We start from the raw sequence: 21729 nt of genomic DNA, 5'->3' as shown, positions 1-21729 counted from the left end.
GAGTTCAATGTTCGACATGAGGGCTAAAACAATGAAACGATCTTTCGCGATGGCGTGCGCAGCGGCGCTGACTTCGGCTGCCACTTTCGGCGTGGCTTCGACCGCGAGCGCGCAGCAAAACACCCCGAACGCGCCGGTCGATCCGAGTTTTTCCGCCTATTCGCTTGCGCAGCAATGCGCGCAGAAAACCGATAATGTTGCGCAAGGGCAGTGTGTCGGCGCGGTGCGCGGGATCGTGCGGGGGTATCAGTACGGCGTACTGTTCCTTGGGCAGCGGTCGGCGTTGCCGGCGAATGAAACGCAGCGCGTGTCGTTGTGTCTTGACAAGACGCAGGTGTCGACTATCGTCGATGAGTTTTTGGCCGATGCCAGGCAAGTCGATCAGGATGCGTTGAAGCGCACGCCGGCGGAGGTGGCGGTCTTGGGGTCGGTGCATTCGCACCATGCCTGTATGTAGGGTTTGGCGTTGGCACTAGGGTTGGATGGGGTTTGTCGGTTAGCGGTTTTGGGGGACTTGCTGTCGTGTAGGTCTGACTGGCGCCCCTTGCTTTTGTTTGCCTGTGCTTCTTCTGAACTTGCTTTCGTGTAGGTCTGACTGGCGCCCCTTGTTTTTGTTTGCCTGTGCTTCTTCTGAACTTGCTTTCGTGTAGGTCCATTAGCTCGCCGCTGTGCGCGGCAGCAGTCACTTTCTTTGCTGCTGCAAAGAAAGTAACCAAAGAAAGCAGCTTATCCGTCTAAGTGTCCACCACGAATAACCGCGCGGATAGGCGCGCAGGCTGATTCGGTTAGCGCGCAGTCATTCGTATTGGCACAGCGCCTGTCAGTTCCATCCTCGCTGCGCGAGGACGACGGGCACGTCTAAAAACCTTCGGTCTTGGTTTGTGGTGCTGGCCCCGAACTTGGCGTTGCCGCAGGCCTTGACCCGGGTCTTCCGGTTATGCCGTTCCGACAGGCACTTTGTGCCTGTCGGGATGGATGAGCGGCTCCACTCTGTAGTGTGGTGCGATGGCCGAATCAGCTTGCGCACCACTCCGGGTTACGTTTCGTGGTGGACACTTAGTAGGTCACGCTGCTTTCTTTGGTTACTTTCTTTGCAGCAGCAAAGAAAGTGACTGCTGCCGCGCATAGCGGCGTGCTAATAAACCTACACGAAAGCAAGTTCCCAAGAAGCGCCAGCAAACAAAAGCATAGGGCGCCAGCAACCACACCGTGCGTTAGCAAAACCCTCAGAGCATTTCAAGCCCCCGCTTCCCCCGCGGCGGCGCAAACTGTGCATCGATCTGCGCAATCTCCGCATCTGAAAGCACAACATCGAGCGCCGCGCGATTCTCCCGCACATGCGCCACATCGGCGGCCTTAGGAATCGCAAAAACCTGCGGCTGCCGCAGCACCCAGGCCAGTGCGATCTGAAACGCCGACACCCCGCGCGCCGCCGCAATATCATGAAGCACGCCTTGCTTCGGCAAGCGCGCATGATCGACGGGACTGTAGGCCATCGCGGGCAACCCGCGCGCGCCAAGCCACGGCAACAAATCGAATTCCGCTCCGCGACGCGCGACGTTGTAGAGAATCTGATCGGTGACGCAGGCATCGCCGCCTTCGATCGCGAACAATTCCTCCATGTCGTCGGTGTCGAAATTGCTCACGCCCCAGTGACGGATCTTGCCGTCGCGCTTGAGCCGCTCGAAGCCGGCGACCACACCTTCGAGGTCTTCGCCACCGCGCCAATGCAGCAAATAAAGATCGAGCCGATCGGTTTTCAGGCGCTTCAGGCTGCGCTCGCACGCGGCCTTCACGCCCGCTTCGCTGCCGTTGTGCGGATACACCTTGCTCACCAGGAATGCATCGTCGCGCAAGCCATCGAGCGCCTCGGCCAGCAGCTTTTCGCTCTCGCCGTCGCCGTACATTTCCGCCGTGTCGATCAACGTCATGCCGAGTTCGACGCCCGCGCGCAACGCGGCGATCTCGGTTTTTCGCGCCGATGCGCGTTCGCCCATTTCCCACGTGCCCTGTCCGAGCTTCGGAATCGTCTCGCCGCCGGGCAAAGTCACGGTCGCCGTTTTCTGCGTCATGCGTTTCTCCTGGTTAGCCGCTCATCGTAGATTGGTCAGCGAAAACGCGCGGCGGTTCAATGCAAAAAGCCGCGCGGACCCAAGCGCGGCTTTCCGGACAAACACAATCAACCGCGCTTACTTCACCTTGTTCCGGTCCAGCTTCTTGCCCGTTTCCTTGTTGAACCGGTCCACGTAATCCTCGATCAGCTTGCGCAGCGCAATTCCGATCAGCCTGTAATCGCTCTCGTTGAGGTTCGCGAGCGACACGCGCCCCGACGGATGCTGCGTGCCGAAGCCGCGTCCCGGCAGCAGCACGACCCGCGCTTCACGCGCGAGCCGGAACAGCAGTTCCGAAGGCTCGGTGTTCTTCAACAGCCAATCGACGAACTCGCGCCCGTACGCCCGCTCGCCGAGATATTCGATGTCGAGAATCGTGTAGTAATCGACTGCGTTTTCATCGTCGTCGTCGAACGTGAAGCCGATCTCGCGATACAGCGCCTGCTTGCGGCTGCGGATCAGCCGCTTCAGCGCGTTCTTGTACGCGTCCGGCGTATCCATCAGCGAGAACAGCGAAAACAGCACCATCTGCACCTGCTGCGGCGTGGACAAGCCCGCCGTGTGATTCAGCGCGACGGTGCGGCTGTCGGCCACCAGCCGGTCGATGAACTTGAGATTCTCCGGCTCCGTCGTGATGGACTCGTAGCGCTCATGCAGTTGCTTCTTCTGGTCCTTCGGCAAAGCGGCAATCAGCCGGTCGAGCACGTTGTCGCGATGCGTCGCGATCGTGCCGAGCCGCCAGCCAGTCGCACCGAAATACTTCGAGTACGAATAGACCAGGATCGTGTTCTTCGGACACAGCGCGAACAGCGAGACGAAATCGTCCGCGAAGGTGCCATAAACGTCGTCCGTCAGAAGGATCAGGTCCGGACGTTCCTCGACGATCTTCGCGATGTATTCGAGGCTCTCCGTATTCATTTTCACCGAAGGCGGATTGCTCGGATTCACGAGGAAGAACGCCTTCACTTTCGGGTCGCGCAACTTGTCGAGTTCTTGCTTCGAATACTGCCAGCCCTTCGCGACATCGGCATCCAGGTTGACCACGTTCAACTGGTAGTCGTTGAGCGTCGGAATTTCGATGTAGGGCGTGAAGATCGGCGAGCCGAGCGCGATGGTGTCGCCCGGCTTGATGAGGTGATTTTCCCGCATCGTGTTGAAGATGTAGGTCATCGCCGCCGTGCCGCCCTCGACCGCGAAAACATCGAACTCGCCGATGAACGGATGCTTGCCGATCATCTCGCGACGCAGATACTGCCCGACGATCACCTCGGACAATTTCAGCATGCGGTCCGGCACCGGATAGTTCGACGCGAGAATGCCTTCGCACATTTCGTAGAGGAATTCGCCGGCGTTGAGTCCCAGTTGATCGCGCACGTAGGAGACCGCGCCGTTCAGGAACGCGACGCCCGGTACGCCCTTGTTCTCGCGCACGAACAATTCGAAGCGTTCCTCCAGTCCATCGCGCTTCGGGAAGCCGCCGAGTCCTTCGGGCATGTAGGCGAACGAGCGCTCCGATTCGCGCATCGCGAACAGGCCGAGTTGCCAGAAGCCGTGGCGTGGCGTGGTCGCGAGAAAATTCGGGTTGCCGCGCCCGGCGTTGAGCATCGAGACATTCGCTGCCCGCTCGACGGCGCCGCCACCCGCGGCCTTGATCAGTTCGTCCTTCAACTCGAACGGACTCAGCGACGCCAGCTTCGATTGCTTCTCTTTCCCTTCCTTGCTGCCCTTCGCCATGATGTATTTCCCCAGAGGCAGACGCTCGATGCGCGTCGAAGTCGAAAAAATGAGCGCCAGCATCGGGCTCAGACGAGGCCCACGACGAGCGGCCCGAGCAGCGTCAGAAGCACGTTCGCGAGCGCGTAGGTGATCGCGAACGGCACGGTCGGCACGGCGCTTTCGGCTTTGTCGAGCACGCCGCCGAACGCCGGATTCGCGCTGCGCGAACCGGTCAGCGCGCCGGCGAGAATCGCCGCGTTGTTGTAGCGCAGCACGTAACGGCCGAAGAGCATCGTGAGGAGCAGCGGGAACATCGTGACGAACACGCCGAGCAGGAAGATCGTCATGCCGCTCTGCTTGACCGTCACGACCGCTTGCAGGCCCGAATTCAGCCCGACCACGGCGACGAACGCCGCCAGCCCGAAGTCCTTCAGCAGTTGCGAGGCGGCGCTCGGCATCACGCCGTACATCGGATGCTTGCCGCGCATCCAGCCGAACAACAATCCCGCGAGCAGGCAGCCGCCGCCCGATCCGAGCGTGAGCGGAATACCGCCCACGTTCACCACGATCAAGCCGACCAGCAGCCCGAGCACGATGCCGACGCCCATGTAGATGAAGTCAGTCTTGTTGGTGTAGGGCAGTTCGTAGCCCGCTGCATCGACGGCGCGCTTGGTGTCTTGCGGCGAACCGTAGAACGTCAGAACGTCGCCGTGTTCGAGCTTCGTTTCGGGCAGGATAGGCAGCGGCTGATCGGCGCGGCGGACTTCCTGGAGAAACACGCCGTGACGCAGTTCGCGATCCACCGTCGTGCGCACCGCGGCGATGGTCATGTGGTTCATGCCCTTCCTCGTGAACACGCCCTGCCGGTTCTGCATGACGACGCTGATGCCGTCGGTGTCGGCCACTTCATCGCCGATCAGCGGCGCGGTTTCCACCATCATTTCGCGGCGCCCGACCACGAGCACGATGTCGTCCTTCTGCAGCATCACGTCGGGTCGCGGATCCACCGCCTTGCCCGCGCGCCGGATCTTCTCGATCGTGATCATGTCCTGCTGCGCGAGTTCGATGTCGGCGATGGTCCGGCCCGCGCCGCCGGTCACGCGAAACGCGCGTCCGACCAGGATCGGCAGCGCGGAGGTTTGTCCCGGCCCGTGCGCGACCGTCCCGCCGAGCAGGCCTTTCTCGGCCTCGATGGAAGCGTCCTTGAGGCTTTGCCCCATGAACTTCGGCAAGATATTCACCGCGACGATGATCGCGCCGAGCGAGCCGAACACGTAGGTCACGGCGTAGGCGATGGCGACGTCCGACTGCAGCGACTTGGTTTCCTCGATCGGCAACCCGAGCCGCGCGATCGCGTCACCCGCCGTGCCGATAATCGCCGACTGCGTGAGCGCGCCGCCCGCGAGACCCGCGGCGAGTCCCTTGTTCAGCCCGAAAATCTTCGCGCAGACGACCACCGTGATCAGCGCCGATACCGCGAGAAACACCGCCATCGCAATTTCGCGGAGTGTCTTCCGGTTGAGCGAATTGAAGAACTGCGGGCCGGAGTCGTAGCCGACCGCATAGATGAACACGGCGAACATGATCGACTTCACGCCGTTGTCGATCTGCACGCCCGCCTGACTGATGACGACCGCCGCGAGCAGCGAACCGCCGACCCCGCCGAGCTGGAACTTGCCGAAATTGATCTGGCCGATGAAATAACCGATCGCCAGCGACATAAACAGCGCGATTTCCGGTGACTTCTGAAAGATGTGGTGTAGCCACTCCATGTTGTCTCCGCTCGTGAGTGATCGGTGCGTGATCGATGCGTGATCGGTGCGTGATCGATGCCGCTGACGTCAGCCCGCCTTGCTGGCAAGCCCGACCACGAGCGGACCCATTAGCGGCAGCAAGACGTTGGATAGCGCGTAGGTGATCGTGTAGCCGATTACCGGCGTGGCGTTGCCGGTAACGTTCACCAGTGCGCTGATGGCGGGCGTGCTGCATTGCTGGCCGGCGATTGCGCCGAGCAGCATCGGCACTTCGAGTTTCAGGATCAGTCGCCCGACGAAGAGCGACACGAGCGCCGGACCGAGCGTGATGACGATGCCCGCGATCGGCAGCGCGACGCCGTATTCGCGGATCAGCCGGATCGCGTCCGCGCCCGCGCCGAGTCCGACCGCCGCGATGAACGTGCATAGCCCGAAGTCCTTCAGGATCTGCGCGGCGGCGGACGGCAGCGAGCCGATCACCGGATAACGCGAGCGGATCCAGCCGAAGAACAGGCCCGCGAGCAGGCAGCCGCCGCCCGTGCCGAGCGTCAGGTCCACGCCGCCGACACGCGTGCTCAGACGCCCGACCGCGATTCCGAGCAGCACGCCCAGGCCGAGGAACACGAAGTCGGTTTTCAGGGTCGCCTTCACCACGTAGCCGAGTTTCGACGCACCGCGCGCGATGTCTTCCTTCGAGCCGATCAACGTCAGGATGTCGCCGCGATGCAGTTCCGTGCCCGGCAGCGCGGGAATCGTGCTGTCGAGGCGCGTGACCGCCGCGATGAACACGCCGTGCGCATCGGCAGGCGTCGCCCGCGCGCGCACCTGCGCGACCGTCAGGCCGTGGATTTCGCGGTGCGTGAGCATGACGTCCACTTTGTCGGCGTAGACATCGGCGACATCCGCGCCCGCGACTTCTTCGCCGAGATCACGCATCGCGCTCACGACCGCCTCACGCCGCCCGCCGATCACGATGCGGTCGTTTTCCTTCAGCACGAGCGTCGGCTGCGGCTTGATGACGGAGCGGCTGCGCGTCACGCGCTGCACGCTCACGTTATATCCATGACGCTTTTCCAGCGCTTCGACGCTCATTCCCGCGCCGGTCGTCACACGCACTTCGCGGCCGACGAGCGACGGCGCCGCCTGCCGCTGCCCTTCGCCGAGCGCGCCGTCGCCGCCGAGCGCGCGCCAGAGCCGCTCGGCTTCGTCGCGCAGATTCACGCGCAACATGAGCGGCGCGAACTGGCTGGTGAACAGGACGATGGTGACGAGCCCGAACAGATAGCTCACGCTGTACGCGGTCACGATGTTCGCCTGAAGCCGCGCGATTTCCGCGGCGGGCAGGCCGAGCTTGCCGATCGCTTCAGACGCCGTGCCGACCACCGCCGATTCCGTCGCGGCGCCCGCGAGCAGGCCGGCGGCCGTGCCCGGGTCGAGCTTGAGCAGCCCGACCGCGCCGAGCACGAGCGCGAGCACGACGACCATCTCGATGAGCGAAAGCACGCCGTATCGCCAGCCGCGTCCGATATTGGCGAAGAATTGCGGGCCGCCCGTGAAACCCAGCGCAAAAATGAATAGTGCGAATGCAATATTCTTCATATCGGGCGAAATTCTCGCGCCGCTTTGTCCAAGTATTAGCGCCACGATCAACGTGCCGCACACACCGCCTAACTGAAGCGGTCCGACTTTGAAAGAACCGATGAAAAACCCGATAGCGAGACTCGCAAACAGCGCGATTTCGGGTTGAGCGGCAAGCAAGTGCCAAAGCATGAATTTATAGGTCTCGCTGGTTAGTCGGCCGCGCGTGTTCTATCCCCGGACGAATGAACTAATTAACGAATAAAGACGGTTGCATATCCCAAAAATGGTGAATAAAAATACAGTGAAAAAAACGTATGAACGTTCTAAAAATGTGGTGAGGTCGAACGCTTGGCGCTTTTACATTCATATGAAGAAAAGCAACCTCCCGAATCGCCTCGCTTCCAGCACGTATGGCAAGCAAAGCTTTTACCCCGCGCTGCGCTTTGCTGACGGCTGCCTGCTCGCTACCTGCTCGCTACCTGCGCGCTACCTGCTCGCTTTCCCGCTTTGTTTTCCTGCCTTGCATCGCGTCGCCGCAGTAATCGCGATTCATTGCTCAATACCAGAAAATGCCGCGTCGCATTAGTATTCATGCGCATGACAGCCGAATGAAAATAAATCCTGCGGTGTCGCGACAGCAGTTCCGAGGCTAAAAACAACGCGGAATTTCCTTCCGAATTTATTTAAATATTGTAATTCGTGGCGGGTGTCAATATTATTTCCCAGGCCATCTCAAAACGGATGCAATCGCGCCAGCGTGTAAAGCATCGACATAGCGGCTTTGATACGAGGGACACAACGATGAACCAGATTCATGCAATGCGCGTATTCGTGCGCGTGTCTGAAACGGAGAGCTTCAGACGCGCGGCCCAGCAACTCGATGTTTCGAATGCGCTCGTTACCCGTTCCATTGCAATGCTTGAAGCGCATCTTCACACTCGCCTGATTAACCGGACCACCCGTAATCTGTCGCTGACGGAAGCGGGAACGCGTTATCTGGAAGGCTGCCGGGCACTGCTGGAAGAACTCGACCATCTTGAAACCACCGTCACGCATACCGAGGGCGAGCCGAGCGGGACCTTGCGCGTGGTCGCGTCGGGTGCGCTTTCGCTGGTGTCGCTGACGCCCCTGATCGACGGATTCCGCAAGAAATATCCGAAAGTGAACGTGCGCCTGACGCTCGCGGAACGCCATGTCGATCTGGTCGAGGATGGTTTCGACGTGGGGATCGTGACGGCTTTCATGGTGTCGAGCACGGCGCTGGTCGAGCGGCCGGTGGCGAAAAGCGCGTTCGTGCCGGTGGCGACGCCTGCCTATCTCGCCGAACACGGAACGCCCGCCACGCCGCAAGACCTGCTCAGCCACGCATTTCTCGCGTTGCCGAGCGAAATGCGCAGCGCGACGTGGCACTTCGCGCCGCGCCACGGCAGCGCCGAGCAGGTGACGTTTACGCCATCGTATAGCGTGAACAGCGCGCTGATGGTGCGGCTCGCGACGCTCGCGCACATGGGTTTCGCGATCCTGCCGGAAGCCCTGGTGGCCGGCGATATCGCGGAGGGCAAGCTGGTGCGCGTGATTCCCGACTACGATATCGACGACCCCGACGTAAAGATCTCGATCGTCTATCCGGGGCGCCAGTATCTACCCTCGAAAACGCGCGCGTTCATCGACTACACCATCGCCACGATGGAACCGGACGGTGCGGTCGGCACGCCGAACCCGGATTCGATCATTGCGCGGCTGCCGCCCTTCAGGCCGCTCACGCACGCTCATCCGGGTCCCGTGGCCGCGACCGCCACGGCCGCCGCCACGAATTGAGGCGAACGGGCAAAGCTGTCAGCTTTCCTGACGAAACTGGCAGCTTTTTCTCAACTGGGGATTGGAAATTCCCGTAATTTTTGCCTACACTTTGTCCATAAGAAATAGACGCCTTTCTTCCGACATGCAGCGTTGCGCCGCCATCGCGGACCATGACGCACGCCCGTCTTTTTCGGCCGTGGCCTAGCGGCATCACTGCGGCTATCACACCAGCCGGCGCACCGCCCGCGCCGGCCTTTATCGAATTTCCGCGTTCGTGCCGGCGCATCCCGCTCCGATGCGGTGTCGCCCCTTCTAAAAAGAGATCGAAGAGAGGTTCCGCGATGATGAATCAGCTCGACGCCATGCGCGTGTTCGTCCGCGTGGTCGATTCGGAAAGTTTCCGGCGCGCCGCGCAGCAACTGGATGTCTCCAACGCGTTCGTCACGCGCTCCATCGCGATGCTCGAATCGCATTTGCAGACGCGGCTTATCAACCGCACCACGCGCAATCTCTCGCTCACCGAAGCCGGCGCGCATTATCTGGAAGGCTGCCGCGCATTGATCGAGGAACTCGATCACCTCGAATCGACCGTCGAAAGCGGCGAAGGCGAGCCGAACGGCACGCTCCGCGTGGTCGCCTCCGGCGCGCTTTCGCTGCTCACGCTGACGCCGCTCCTGGAAGGATTCCGGCGCAAATACCCGAAGATCACCGTGCGTCTCACGCTCGCCGAGCATCGTGTCGATCTGATCGAAGACGGCTTCGACGTGGGCATCGTCACGCCGTTCATGGTGACGAGCCTCGATCTCGTCGAACGTCCGATTGCAAGCGACACGTTCGTCGCGGTGGCCGCGCCCGGCTATCTCGCCGCGCGCGGCACGCCGCAGACGCCGCGCGATCTTCTGGCGCACGCGTCGATCGCGTTGCCGGTGGACATGCGCAGCGCGACATGGCATTTCCGCGCGCCCGGCGAGACCGCCGAAGCGGTCACGCTCGTGCCGGTCTACGCGGTCAACAGCGCGCTGATGGTGCGCCAGGCGGTGCTTTCGGGCATGGGTTTCGCCGTGCTGCCGCATGCGCTCGTGGCCGACGACCTCGCGAACGGCAAACTGGAGCGCGTCTTGCCGCAACACACAATCGACGACCCCGACGTGAAGGTCTCCATCGTTTATCCGGGCCGGCAGTATCTGCCCGCGAAAACGCGTTGTTTCATCGATTACACTCTGGAGAAGATGGCTTCGGGCGCGAGCGCCGCGCCGGAAGCCAGCGCCGCCGCAGAACAACCGCCGCCACCGATCTACGTGCACGCGGCGGTGTCGAACGGGGCGTACTGAGGACACCATCGACGCCCCATTTCCGGGAGCTGCCATGCCGAGCCGAATGATCCTGTTCAGCAGCCGTCAATACGACAGCGACACATTCATCGAAGCAAACGCGGCCTACGGGTACGACCTGCAGTTCCAGGAATCCCACCTCGATGCGCAAACCGCCGTGCTCGCGCAAGGCTTCGAGGCGGTCTGCCCGTTCGTGAACGACTCCATCGACGAAGCCGTGCTGAACAAACTCCATGCAGGCGGCACGCGGCTCATCGCGCTGCGTTCGGCAGGCTTCAATCACGTCGATCTGGCGGCGGCGAAGCGCCTCGGCATCGCCGTCGTGCGCGTGCCGGCCTATTCACCGCACGCCGTGGCCGAGCACGCCGCGGGCATGATCCTCACGCTCAACCGCAATCTGCACCGCGCCTATGCGCGAACGCGCGACCGCGATTTTTCGCTGAACGGCCTGCTCGGCTTCGACCTGCACGGCAAGACGGTCGGGGTGATCGGCACGGGCGTGATCGGACGGGTTTTCGGCGCGATCATGGCGGGTATCGGCATGAAACTGCTCGCCTACGATCCGGGTCCGCATGCTGAGGATTTGATCGCGCGCGGCGCGCAATACGTGCCGCTCGACACGCTGCTCGCGCAATCGGACGTGGTGAGCCTGCACTGTCCGCTGCTGCCTTCGACGTATCACCTGATCGACGAGACCGCGCTCGGCAAGATGAAGCGCGGCGCAATGCTCATCAACACGGGACGTGGCGGGCTGGTGGAAAGCAACGCGCTGATCGGCGCGTTAAAAAGCGGCCAGCTCGGGCATCTGGGCCTCGATGTGTACGAAGAAGAAGGCGGCCTGTTCTTCGAGGATCACTCGAATCAGCTATTGCAAGACGACGTGCTCGCGCGTCTCCTGAGCTTTCCGAACGTGCTGATTACCGCGCATCAGGCGTTTTTCACGCGCGAGGCGCTGATCGAAATCGCCACGACGACGCTCGGCAATTTGAAAGCGTGGGCGGAAGGCACGCCGAGGAACGTGGTCGAAACGCCGTAGCGAGCCGTTCAGGTCTCGCCATATTCGTCGGGACTGTCGACGGGTGCGGCGCACAGCGCGCGCAGCAGGTCGGCCTCGCGCTCGTGAACTTCCACCGGCACGCAAGACGCGCCCGCGTAAGCCAGATAGCGCGCGCGGTGCTGGCCGTTGCGAAACGACACCACACCCTCCCGATGCATGCCGAGCAAGCCGAGCAAACCGCCCGAGCGCCGCACGGTAATGGTGACGTAAGGCATTTCGGGGACGCGCGGGTTGTCGGGATCGAGAAATTCGCGGATGCCTTTCACCTTGCCCGAGTGCCAGTCGTCTACCGGTTTGAGCACGTAATCCGTGTTGTCGCGGTCGGCGCACGCCAACAGGCGCCGCACATCGACGAGCACGACCTGATGACGCGAACCGCATTCGCTGAAAATGCGCTTCAGGCGCACGAAGTCATATAGCGGATGGCCTTGCAGGCGCACGATCCACACCGTTTCGGCCGTGGGGGGCGCAACCATCGAACCTTCGTTTGGCATGGGATCTACACGCTCACGCGCGCGTTCGCGCACGTACTCTGGGACAAAACCTTTACACGCTACGGATGATTTGTGACACCCCGGTGAACCCGCCGACATACCGCCGTGACGGGCATGGCGCGTGCTGTCAGAAACGCGTCCATGTCGGTTTCAATGGCGTCGCAAACCCCTGCGGGAGACGTCCTGGAACCGTCGCTGAAAACTCAAGCCGGAGGCAGGTTGAACGCGCCCGCAGACCTGATCATCGCACGGCCAGAAGGCCTTTATTGCCCGCCCGGCGATTTTTATATCGACCCGTGGCGTCCGGTCGACAAAGCCGTCATCACGCACGCGCACGCGGATCACGCGCGCTTCGGGCATCGGCATTATCTGGCCGCCGAACCGGGCGCGGGCGTGCTGCTGTCGCGGCTGCCGGGCATCGATCTGCAATGCGCGCCGTATGGCGAGCGGCTCGTCATCAACGGCGTCACGGTCTCGCTGCATCCGGCAGGACATGTGCTCGGTTCCGCGCAGGTTCGCGTGGAACACGGCGGGCGCGTGTGGGTCGCGTCGGGCGACTACAAGGTCGAGCCGGACCCGACCTGCGCGCCGTTCGAACCGGTTCGCTGCGACACGTTCATCACCGAATCCACGTTCGGCCTGCCGATTTATCGCTGGGAGCCGTCGCAAGAAGTCTTCGACGGCGTCGATTCGTGGTGGCGTCATAACGCTTCGGAAGGCCGCGCATCGGTGCTGTTCTGCTATTCGTTCGGCAAGGCGCAGCGTCTTCTGGCGGGCGTCGATGCGGCCATCGGCCCGATCTTCTGCCACGGCGCGGTCGAGCCGCTGAACCGCGCCTACCGGGAAGCGGGCGTCGCACTGCCGGCGACGCGGCCGGTCGCCGATATCGCCCCGCGCGACAAGGCCGCGTTCAAAGGCGCGCTGATCGTCGCTCCGCCGTCGGCGCAAGGGAGCGCGTGGATGCGCCGCTTCGGCGACTACAGCGACGCGTTCGCGTCGGGCTGGATGCGCCTGCGCGGCACACGGCGGCGTCGCGGGCTGGATCGCGGCTTCGTGCTGTCCGATCACGCCGACTGGCCCGGCCTGCAGACGGCGATCGGCGCGACCGGCGCGGAACGGGTGATCGTCACGCACGGCCAGATCGAACCGATGGTGCGGTGGCTGCGCGAGCAAGGACTCGACGCGGGCGCGTTCGAAACCGAATACGGCGACGATCGCATCGAAGCCGATGCCGAAGCGGCCGCAGCGCCGGAGTCCGTCACTGCGGATAACCCATGAGACGCTTCGCCGCGCTGTACGCCGCCCTCGATGCGACCACGTCGACGAAGGACAAACTCGACGCCCTGAGCGCCTATTTCGCCGCCGCCGAGCCGGAAGACGCCGCGTGGGCGTCGTATTTCCTCGCGGGCGGCAAGCCGCGCCAGTCGGTGCCGACGCGCGTACTGACCGAACTCGCCCGCGAGCGCGCGGGCTTGCCCGAATGGCTCTTCGACGAGTCGTATCAGGCGGTCGGCGATCTCGCCGAAACCATCGCGCATATCCTGCCGCCCGCGCTGCGCGAGTCGGAGCTCGGCCTCGCGCAGTGGATCGAGGAACGCGTGCTGACGCTGCGCGGCGCCGATCCCGCCGAACTCCGCGAACGGCTGACCGGTTACTGGGACGAACTGAACTGGAGCGAGCGGTTTCTGCTCACCAAGCTGATCGGCGGCGGATTCAGAGTGGGCGTGGCGCGGCAACTCGTGGTGCGGGCGCTCGCGGAAGTCGCGGGCGTCGATCACAAGCGGATCGCGCAACGGATGGTCGGCTGGACCGATTCGCGTCAGCCGCCGGGCGCGGCGCGTTATCTGCGGCTGATCGCGCCCGAATCGTCCGGCGGCGACGCCAACGAAAATGCGCCGCACGAAAGCGATCTCGGCCTGCCCTATCCGTTCTTTCTCGCGCATCCGCTGCAAGCCGATCCGGCGACGCTCGGCGCGCCGTCGGAATGGGTGATCGAGTGGAAGTGGGACGGCATTCGCGCGCAACTGGTGAAGCGCGGCGGCCGCGTGTGGCTCTGGTCGCGCGGCGAGGACCTGATTACCGAGCGCTTTCCCGAACTCGCCTCGCTCGGCGCGGCGCTGGCGGACGGCACGGTGATCGACGGCGAGATTCTGGCCTGGGAACCGGGCGCGCCCGCGCCGCTGCCGTTCGCGCGCCTTCAGCCGCGCATCACACGCAAGACGCTCGGCAAGAAGGTGCTCGCCGATTCGCCCGCCGCGTTCCTCGCCTACGATCTGCTCGAAGCCGATGGACGCGACTTGCGCACGACGCCGCTGGTCGATCGCCGCGCGCGCCTCGACACGCTGGCGGCGAGTCTCGCCGAAACGCTCGCCGTCGATTTGCTTCGCGTGTCGCCGCAAGTGAGCGCGAGCGACTGGAACGCGCTCGCCACACTGCGCGAGGAAAGCCGGGCGCGCGGTGTCGAAGGATTGATGCTGAAGGGCCGCGATTCGATGTACGGCGTCGGCCGCACCAAGGCATCGGGCACGTGGTGGAAGTGGAAGGTCGAGCCGTACGCCATCGACGCCGTGCTGCTCTACGCGCAGCGCGGACACGGCCGGCGCGCGAGCCTCTACACGGATTTCACCTTTGCCGTCTGGGATGAAGCGGACGGTGTGCGCACGCTGGTGCCGTTCGCCAAGGCGTACTCGGGCCTCACCGACGAGGAAATGCGCAAGGTCGATGCGATCGTCCGCAAGACGACGGTGGAAAAATTCGGCCCGGTGCGCAGCGTCACGCCGACGCTCGTGTTCGAGATCGGTTTCGAGGGCATTCAGGCGAGTCCGCGCCATAAATCGGGCATCGCGGTGCGCTTCCCGCGCATGCTGCGTTGGCGCACCGACAAACAAATCGACGACGCCGATACGCTCGCCATGCTCAAGGGTTTTCTAGACGGAGCCGCGCCGTGAACGCGCCCGCCGAAGGACGTCGACGCGCGCCGCGGCCGCGCCGCGTTCCGAAAACGCGCGCCGCGCAGGCAAAAGCCGATGCGCGCGCCGAATTGTTCCAGCCGGAACCGCTTGCGTTCGACCCGGATCGCACCGAACCCGACGTGCCGTTCGAAACGCGGCTCGCCGCGTGGTTCGACGCGCACGGCTGGCAGCCCTTTCCGTTCCAGCGCGAGGTCTGGCGGGAGATTGCAACGGGCGCGAGCGGCCTGCTGCATGCCACGACCGGCGCAGGCAAAACGTGGGCGGTATGGCTCGGCGCGCTGGCGGCGTTCGGTCGATCCGCGAGAAGCACCACGCCCGCGCCGCTCACGGTGCTCTGGATCACGCCGATGCGCGCGCTCGCCGCCGATACCGCACGCGCCCTGCAAACCGCCGTCACCGAACTCGCGGTGCCGTGGACCATCGGCCTGCGCACCGGCGACACACCGTCGGGCGAACGCGCGCGCCAGAACCGCCGCATGCCGTCCGCGCTCGTCACCACGCCCGAAAGCTTCACGCTGATGCTCACGCGCGCCAACGCGCAGGAAGAGTTGTCGAAGGTGCGGCTGGTCGTCGTGGATGAGTGGCATGAACTGCTCGGCAACAAGCGCGGCACGCAGACGCAACTCGCGCTCGCGCGCCTCGCGCACTGGCTGCCGGGCGTGCAGGTGTGGGGTTTATCGGCGACGCTCGGCAACTTGCCCGTCGCGCACGACGCGCTGCTCGCCGCCGTCGCCGGCAAAACCCCACCGCGCGCGACGGTGCGCGGCGCGCAGCCGAAAACGCTGATCGTCGATACCTTGATTCCCGACACCATCGAGCGCTTTCCGTGGGGCGGCCATCTCGGCGTGCGGCAAGTCGGGCCGGTCGCCGATGAAATCGACCGGGCGCGCAGTTCGCTCGTCTTTACCAACACGCGCTCGCAATCGGAAATCTGGTATCGCGCGCTGCTCGAATTGCGCCCGGAATGGGCCGGCCTGATCGCGCTGCATCACGGCTCGCTCGACCACGAAGTGCGCGAATGGGTCGAACTGGGCCTTAAGAACGGTCAGTTGAAGGTAGTCGTGTGTACATCGAGTCTCGACCTCGGCGTCGATTTCCTGCCGGTCGAACGCGTCTTTCAGATCGGCTCGCCGAAGGGCGTCGCGCGGCTGATGCAGCGCGCCGGGCGATCCGGCCACGCGCCGGGCCGTGCATCGCGCGTGACGCTCGTGCCGACGCACGCGCTCGAACTGGTCGAAGCGGCGGCCGCGCGCTGGGCGGTCGAGGAACGGCGGATCGAAGGGCGCGAGATGCCGTACAAGCCGCTCGACGTGCTCGTGCAGCATCTCGTCACCATCGCGATAGGCGGCGGCTTCACGCCCGAACAACTCTTCGACGAAGTGCGCAGCGCCCACGCGTATCGCGATCTCACGCGCGCCGAGTTCGACTGGGCGCTCGCGTTCGTCGAACGCGGCGGCGCGTCGCTCGCCGCGTATCCTGACTTTCATCGCGTGGTGCGCGATTCGGACGGCGTGTATCGCGTGCCGCGCGAGGACCTGATCCGGCGGCACCGGAACAATGTCGGCACCATCGTCGCCAACGCGACCATCAACGTCGCCTACATGACCGGCGGGCGGATCGGCGCGATGGAGGAATCGTTCATCTCGCGCCTGAAACCCGGTGACGTTTTCACCTTCGGCGGCCGCGCGCTCGAACTCGTGCGCGTGCGCGAGATGACCGCCTACGTGAAACGCGCGACGTCTTCGCGCGGCGCGATGCCGCAATGGGCGGGCAGCCGGATGCCGCTGTCGTCGGAACTCGCGGACGCCACGCTGATGATGCTTGCGCGCGCCGTGCAAGGCGTCTACGACGAACCCGAGATGCAGGCCGTGCGGCCGCTCCTCGAATTGCAGGCGAAGTGGTCCGCGCTGCCCGAGCCGGGCGTGCTCGTGTGCGAGGCGATCCGTTCGCGCGAAGGGCATCATTTCTTCTGCTATCCGTTCGCGGGACGCATGGCGCACATCGGCCTCGGCTCGCTTTTGGCGTGGCGGGTCGCGCGTGACCAGCCGAGCACGTTCTCCATTTCGATGAACGACTACGGCTTCGAGTTGTTGTCCGCGCGGCCGTTCGACTGGCAGACGTTGATCGACGACGGGCTTTTTTCGGCGGTCGATCTCGAACACGACATACTCGCGAGTCTCAATTCGTCCGAACTCGCCGCGCGGCGCTTTCGTGAAATTGCGCGCGTATCGGGCCTCGTATTTCAGGGGCATCCCGGACAGCAGAAAAGCGCGCGGCAATTGCAGGCGTCGAGCGGATTGTTCTACGAAGTTTTCCGCAAACACGACAGCGCCAACCTGCTGCTCGCGCAAGCCGAAGAGGAAGTGATGTTGCAGGAACTCGAACTCGACAGGATTCGCGCCGCGCTCGAACGCATGAGCGCGAGCCGGCTCGCGCTCATGCATCCGAAGAAGCCGACGCCGTTCGCGTTTCCCTTGATCGTCGCGCGGTTGCGGGAAAAGGTGAGCACGGAAAAACTCTCCGATCGCGTCGAACGCATGCTCGCCGATCTCGAAAAGGCGGCGCGCGCATGAGTGTGGATCGCGTCACCGAGGCGCTGACCATCGACGTGAACGGTCACACGCTGCTGCTGTCCGCCGAGCGCGCGGCGTTCGATCCGCTGCGCCGGAGCCTCTTTATCGCCGATGCGCATTTTGGCAAGGATGCCGTCTTTCGCGCGCGCGGCATTCCGGTTCCGGCGGGCGCAACGCTCGACAATCTGGCGCGGATCGATGCGCTCATTGCGACGCATCGGCCCGAATCGATCGTCTTTCTCGGCGATTTGCTGCACGCGCGCGAATCGCACGCCGACGAACTCTTGAACGCGCTGGCCGCGTGGCGCGCGCGTCATTCAGCGTTGCGGCTCGTGCTGGTGGAAGGCAATCACGATCGTCACGCGGGCGCGCTACCCGCTTCGCTCGGCGTGGAAACCGTGCTGGAGCCGTTCGTTTTCGGGCCTTGGGCGCTGTGTCATTTTCCGCAGGACGTGGCGGGCGCGTATGCGCTCGCGGGTCACGAGCATCCCGTGTATCGGGTCGCGACGCGGATCGACCGCGCGCGTTTGCCCTGCTTCCGGTTCGGCGTGCAGTCGGGCGTGCTGCCCGCGTTCGGCGCGTTCACGGGCGGATACGAAGTGAACGAAAGCGCGCGCGGCGACGCGATTTACGTCGTGGCGGGCGATCGGGTGATCGGCGTTCGGCGGCCTCGAATTAGTGATAAGTCGTCTTCGACGCAGTGAGCTTCGTCAGCGTGCCGCGCTCGAATCGATACCAGCCGCTTTTCGTGCGCAGCACCGCGTGATCGCCCTGCCAGAACACACCGTCGATCCGCAATGGCTGCGCGACGCGCGCGACAGCGGGCGGATTGCGGCGGAAATCGTAGAGCGCGACACCCTCGCCCGAACTGACGACCATCCGCGCGACCGTGCCGTGCGGGCCGTCGGTATCGTCGAAATGCTGGAAGCGGGTGGCGTCGAGGCGATCGAACGGATGTCCGTCGAGTTGCGCCGACAGCGCCGCGCCTTCGGGCACGAATTGCAGCGCGCCGGTGGGGGTCGCGATCTGGGCAATCGTGCTGCCTTGCGGCGAGGCTGTGCTGGCCCAGAGCGCTAGTAGCAACGCTATCCATCGTCTTTGGTTCATTTCTGGTCCCCAGATTAGGTAGAAAGTAGACGTTAGCGCGGGTGGGTTGTTGGCGCCCGGTTTTTGTTTGCGCGTGCTTCTTGGGAACTTGCACGGTGCTGGTTTGCTGGCGCTTTGTTTCTGTTTGCGCGTGCTTCTTGGGAACTTGTATTCGTGTGCGTTTATTAGCGATGCCCCTGTCCGGGGCGGGACTCACTTTCTTTGCTGCTGCAAAGAAAGTAAGCAAAGAAAGCAGCGTGACCGTCTAAGTGTCCACCACGAATCGTAACCCGGAGTGGTACGCAAGCCGATTCGGCCATCGCACCACAAAACAGAGTGGAACCGCTCATCCATCCCGACAGGCACATAGTGCCTGCCGGTAAGGCATAACCGAAGAAACCACACCGACCAACCAACCAACCGAAGGTTTTCAGATATGCCCGTCGTCCGAGCGCAGCAAGGACGGAACTGACAGGCGCTGTGCCAATACCAATAACTGCGAGTTTGCCGAATCAGCCTGCGCGCCTATCCGCGAGGTTATTCGTGGTGGACACTTAGCCGGACTAGCTGCTTTCTTTGGTTACTTTCTTTGCAGCAGCAAAGAAAGTGACTGCTGCCGCGCATAGCGGCGTGCTAATAAACCGACACGAAAGCAAGTTCCCAGAAAGCACAGGCAAACAAAGGCCGCGGCGCCAGCAGACCAAACCTGTGCAAATTCCCAGGAAGCGCAACAAAATCAGACGGCGTAACCAATCCAACAATCCAACAATCCAACGTACCCCGCTAGGGGTTTCCCCCATCAACCGAACCCGTGTTCGGTACAATGCGCTCCTTCACCTTTGCCTCGCGCCTGCGTCGTTCACTCCGAAAACGCGCGTGGAGGCCGTCCACGCCCAAGCGCCATGCCTCTTCCCCTTCTTGCCCTCGCCATCGCGGCGTTCGGCATCGGCACGACTGAATTCGTCATCATGGGCCTCTTGCCCAATGTCGCCCGCGATCTCGCTGTATCGATTCCCGCCGCCGGCATGCTCGTGTCCGGCTACGCGCTGGGCGTGACCATCGGCGCGCCGATCCTCGCCATCGTCACCGCGAAAATGCCGCGCAAGACGGCGCTGATGAGCCTGATCGGCGTGTTTATCGTCGGCAATATGTTGTGCGCGATCGCGCCCGGCTACTGGGTGCTGATGGCCGCGCGCGTCGTCACTGCGTTCTGTCACGGCGCGTTCTTCGGCATCGGCTCGGTGGTCGCCGCCGATCTCGTCGCGCCGAACCGCCGCGCGCAAGCCATCGCGCTGATGTTCACGGGCCTCACGCTCGCCAACGTGCTCGGCGTGCCGCTCGGCACGGCGCTCGGTCAGGCGGCGGGCTGGCGCGCGACGTTCTGGGTGGTGACGCTGATCGGCCTCGTTGCGGCGGGCGCGCTGTGGGTCTGCTTGCCGAAGAATATCGACATGGGCGAGTCGAGCATCCTGCGCGAGTTCAAGGTGCTCAAGAATCCGCAAGTGCTGATGGTGCTATGTATCAGCGTGCTGGCATCGGCGAGCCTGTTCTCCGTGTTCACCTACATCACGCCGATACTCGAAGACGTCACCGGTTTCTCGCCGCATTCGGTCACGCTCGTACTGCTGTTGTTCGGCCTCGGGCTGACGGTTGGCAGCACGCTCGGCGGAAAGCTGGCCGACTGGCGGCTCTTGCGCTCGCTGCTCGCGTTCCTGCTCGCCATCGTCGCGATTCTGACCATTTTCGCCGCCGCGATGCACGCCGCCATCCCCGCGATGATCACGATTTTCCTCTGGGGCGTGCTCGCCTTCGCCATCGTGCCGGTGCTGCAGATGCTGATTGTGAATCGCGCGATCGAGGCGCCCAATCTCGCCTCGACGCTCAATCAGGGCGCGTTCAACCTCGGCAACGCGGCCGGCGCGTGGTTCGGCGGCATGGCGATCAGCGCGGGCGCGTCGCTCTCGACGCTGCCGTGGATCGGCGTGCTGCTCGCGCTCGCCGCATTCGGGTTGACCTGGCTGTCGGCCTCGATCGACCGCCGCGCGCGTCGCGAAAGTATCGGCCAGACGGTTTGAACACGCGATGAAACGCGTTCTCACGCGCGATTTTCTCGCGCTGATCCTAAGCGTCGCCGTGGTCGGGCTGGGTCTCGGCGCGACGCTGCCGCTGACCGCGCTCGCGCTCACGCAAGCCGGCTACGGCAGCGACGTCGTCGGCCTGATGACGGCGATGCAGGCCGGCGGCGGTCTGGCTATCGTGCCGCTCGCGACGCGTCTCGCGGTCCGCTTCGGCGCGCGCGAAACCATCATCGGCTCGGTACTTTTGGTGGCCGCCGCGACCGCGCTGATGCAACTCACCACGAACCTGTGGCTCTGGGCCGTGCTGCGCTTTCTGTGCGGCGCGGCGCTGATGCTGCTTTTCACGATCGGCGAGGCGTGGGTGAACCAGCTCGCCGACGACAACACGCGCGGTCGCGTCGTCGCGATCTACGCGACGAATTTCACGCTGTTTCAGATGGCGGGGCCGCTGTTGGTGAGCCTGATCGGCGAGTGGCGGTCCGTGCGCTTCGCGCTATGCGCGGCGATCTTTCTGGGCGCGCTGCCCGCGCTCGCGATGATCCGCGTCACGCCGCGCACGCTTGAATCGCACGAAGCGCATCAGCCCGATAACGCCCACTGGCGTCGCGTGTTGCCGCTGATGCCGGCCATCGTGATCGGCACGGGCTTTTTCGCGCTCTTCGATACGCTCGCGCTTTCGCTGATGCCGCTCTTCGCGATGTCGCACGGCGTATCGCCGGAGATCGCGGTGCTGTTCGCCTCGGCGCTCCTCCTCGGCGACACGACGATGCAATTTCCGATCGGCTGGCTCGCGGACCGCGTGGGCCGCGCGCGCGTGCATGTCGGCGCGGCTGTCGTCGTGGTGGCGCTGCTGCCGCTCTTGCCGTGGGCGGCATCGCGGCCGTGGGCGTGCTGGCCGCTGCTTTACGTGCTCGGCGCGGCGGCGGGCAGTATCTATACGCTCTCTCTTGTTGCCTGCGGCGAGCGGTTTCGCGGCGCGGCGCTGGTATCGGCGAGTTCGCTTGTCGGCGCTTCGTGGAGTATCGCGAGTTTCGGCGGCCCGCTGATCGCGGGCGCGCTCATGCAGCACAACGGGCCGAATACGCTGATCGCCGTGTTGCTGGCGAGCGCGGCGGCGTTTCTCGTCGCGGCGGGCTGGGAAGCGAGGACGCGCCGCGCGACGGCTTGAGCGAGCGG

General features: G+C 63.9%; 17 protein-coding genes. 11 read left to right on the top strand and 6 right to left on the bottom strand.

Translation table 11 applies throughout. The annotated features are described in order from the left end of the window. Window positions 1-31 precede the first annotated feature (31 nt). Entirely contained in the window at window positions 32-457 is a 426-nt protein-coding gene (locus tag AC3D25_RS04400) for a hypothetical protein (protein ID WP_488887256.1), read from the top strand. 769 nt (window positions 458-1226) lie between these two features. On the opposite strand, the gene AC3D25_RS04395 is transcribed toward AC3D25_RS04400, so the two are convergent. The 4 genes from AC3D25_RS04395 to aspT (AC3D25_RS04380) all read right to left on the bottom strand — a co-directional run bounded on the left by AC3D25_RS04395 (window position 1227) and on the right by aspT (AC3D25_RS04380) (window position 7351). Further along, a complete protein-coding gene (locus tag AC3D25_RS04395) occupies window positions 1227-2072 on the bottom strand; it encodes an aldo/keto reductase (RefSeq protein WP_488887255.1) in 846 nt (281 codons plus the stop codon). A gap of 117 nt (window positions 2073-2189) precedes the next feature. Beyond that, window positions 2190-3845: a bifunctional aspartate transaminase/aspartate 4-decarboxylase gene (locus AC3D25_RS04390; RefSeq protein WP_488889592.1), complete on the bottom strand. Its 1656-nt coding sequence runs from the start codon at window positions 3843-3845 to the stop codon at window positions 2190-2192. Between the two features lie 68 nt (window positions 3846-3913). Beyond that, window positions 3914-5599, bottom strand: a complete 1686-nt coding sequence (gene aspT / locus AC3D25_RS04385; protein ID WP_488887254.1) for an aspartate-alanine antiporter — start codon at window positions 5597-5599, stop codon at window positions 3914-3916. 69 nt (window positions 5600-5668) lie between these two features. Further along, window positions 5669-7351: an aspartate-alanine antiporter gene (gene aspT, locus AC3D25_RS04380; RefSeq protein ID WP_488887253.1), complete on the bottom strand. Its 1683-nt coding sequence runs from the start codon at window positions 7349-7351 to the stop codon at window positions 5669-5671. Between the two features lie 94 nt (window positions 7352-7445). Here aspT (AC3D25_RS04380) and AC3D25_RS04375 point away from each other — a divergent pair, with 94 nt between their 5' ends. The 4 genes from AC3D25_RS04375 (at window position 7446) to AC3D25_RS04360 (ending at window position 11329) form a co-directional block, all read left to right on the top strand. Then, a complete protein-coding gene (locus tag AC3D25_RS04375) occupies window positions 7446-7748 on the top strand; it encodes a hypothetical protein (protein ID WP_488887252.1) in 303 nt (100 codons plus the stop codon). Between the two features lie 215 nt (window positions 7749-7963). Beyond that, window positions 7964-8980, top strand: coding sequence for a LysR family transcriptional regulator (locus AC3D25_RS04370; protein WP_488887251.1), 1017 nt, complete (start codon window positions 7964-7966; stop codon window positions 8978-8980). Window positions 8981-9303: 323 nt separating this feature from the next. After that, entirely contained in the window at window positions 9304-10293 is a 990-nt protein-coding gene (locus AC3D25_RS04365; RefSeq protein WP_488887250.1) for a LysR family transcriptional regulator, read from the top strand. A gap of 34 nt (window positions 10294-10327) precedes the next feature. Beyond that, on the top strand, window positions 10328-11329 hold the full coding sequence (locus AC3D25_RS04360) for a 2-hydroxyacid dehydrogenase (RefSeq protein ID WP_488887249.1): 1002 nt from the start codon (window positions 10328-10330) through the stop codon (window positions 11327-11329). Between the two features lie 8 nt (window positions 11330-11337). On the opposite strand, the gene AC3D25_RS04355 is transcribed toward AC3D25_RS04360, so the two are convergent. Then, on the bottom strand, window positions 11338-11844 hold the full coding sequence (locus AC3D25_RS04355; protein WP_488887248.1) for a plasmid fertility inhibition factor family protein: 507 nt from the start codon (window positions 11842-11844) through the stop codon (window positions 11338-11340). A gap of 219 nt (window positions 11845-12063) precedes the next feature. On the opposite strand from AC3D25_RS04355, the gene AC3D25_RS04350 reads away from it, so the two are divergent. Genes AC3D25_RS04350 through pdeM form a run of 4 tightly spaced genes read left to right on the top strand, consistent with a single transcriptional unit; the run spans window position 12064 to window position 18093 of the window. Further along, window positions 12064-13122: a ligase-associated DNA damage response exonuclease gene (locus AC3D25_RS04350; RefSeq protein WP_488887247.1), complete on the top strand. Its 1059-nt coding sequence runs from the start codon at window positions 12064-12066 to the stop codon at window positions 13120-13122. Further along, window positions 13119-14792 (top strand): ATP-dependent DNA ligase, encoded by a 1674-nt coding sequence (locus AC3D25_RS04345; protein WP_488887246.1) that lies wholly within the window; start codon window positions 13119-13121, stop codon window positions 14790-14792. Before AC3D25_RS04350 ends, AC3D25_RS04345 begins: the two co-directional genes overlap by 4 nt. Further along, window positions 14789-17389 carry a ligase-associated DNA damage response DEXH box helicase gene (locus tag AC3D25_RS04340; RefSeq protein ID WP_488887245.1) on the top strand — a complete coding sequence of 867 codons (2601 nt, stop codon included), beginning with the start codon at window positions 14789-14791 and terminating at the stop codon, window positions 17387-17389. Before AC3D25_RS04345 ends, AC3D25_RS04340 begins: the two co-directional genes overlap by 4 nt. Beyond that, the gene (gene pdeM, locus AC3D25_RS04335) at window positions 17386-18093 is read left to right on the top strand and encodes a ligase-associated DNA damage response endonuclease PdeM (protein WP_488887244.1); all 708 of its coding nucleotides are present in this window, start codon (window positions 17386-17388) and stop codon (window positions 18091-18093) included. Before AC3D25_RS04340 ends, pdeM begins: the two co-directional genes overlap by 4 nt. Here pdeM and AC3D25_RS04330 read toward each other — a convergent pair. Then, entirely contained in the window at window positions 18065-18496 is a 432-nt protein-coding gene (locus AC3D25_RS04330) for a hypothetical protein (protein ID WP_488887243.1), read from the bottom strand. The two genes, pdeM and AC3D25_RS04330, sit on opposite strands and share 29 nt — an antisense overlap. 881 nt (window positions 18497-19377) lie before the next feature. Here AC3D25_RS04330 and AC3D25_RS04325 point away from each other — a divergent pair. Further along, complete coding sequence (locus tag AC3D25_RS04325) at window positions 19378-20550, top strand: MFS transporter (protein WP_488887242.1); 1173 nt, start codon at window positions 19378-19380, stop codon at window positions 20548-20550. A gap of 7 nt (window positions 20551-20557) precedes the next feature. Then, window positions 20558-21721: an MFS transporter gene (locus tag AC3D25_RS04320; protein ID WP_488887241.1), complete on the top strand. Its 1164-nt coding sequence runs from the start codon at window positions 20558-20560 to the stop codon at window positions 21719-21721. The last annotated feature ends 8 nt before the right edge of the window (window positions 21722-21729 follow it).

The organism is Caballeronia sp. SL1002 (assembly GCF_057814995.1).
Note: the sequence above shows the minus strand (reverse complement) of the source record. Positions and strands in the feature narration are given on the sequence as shown.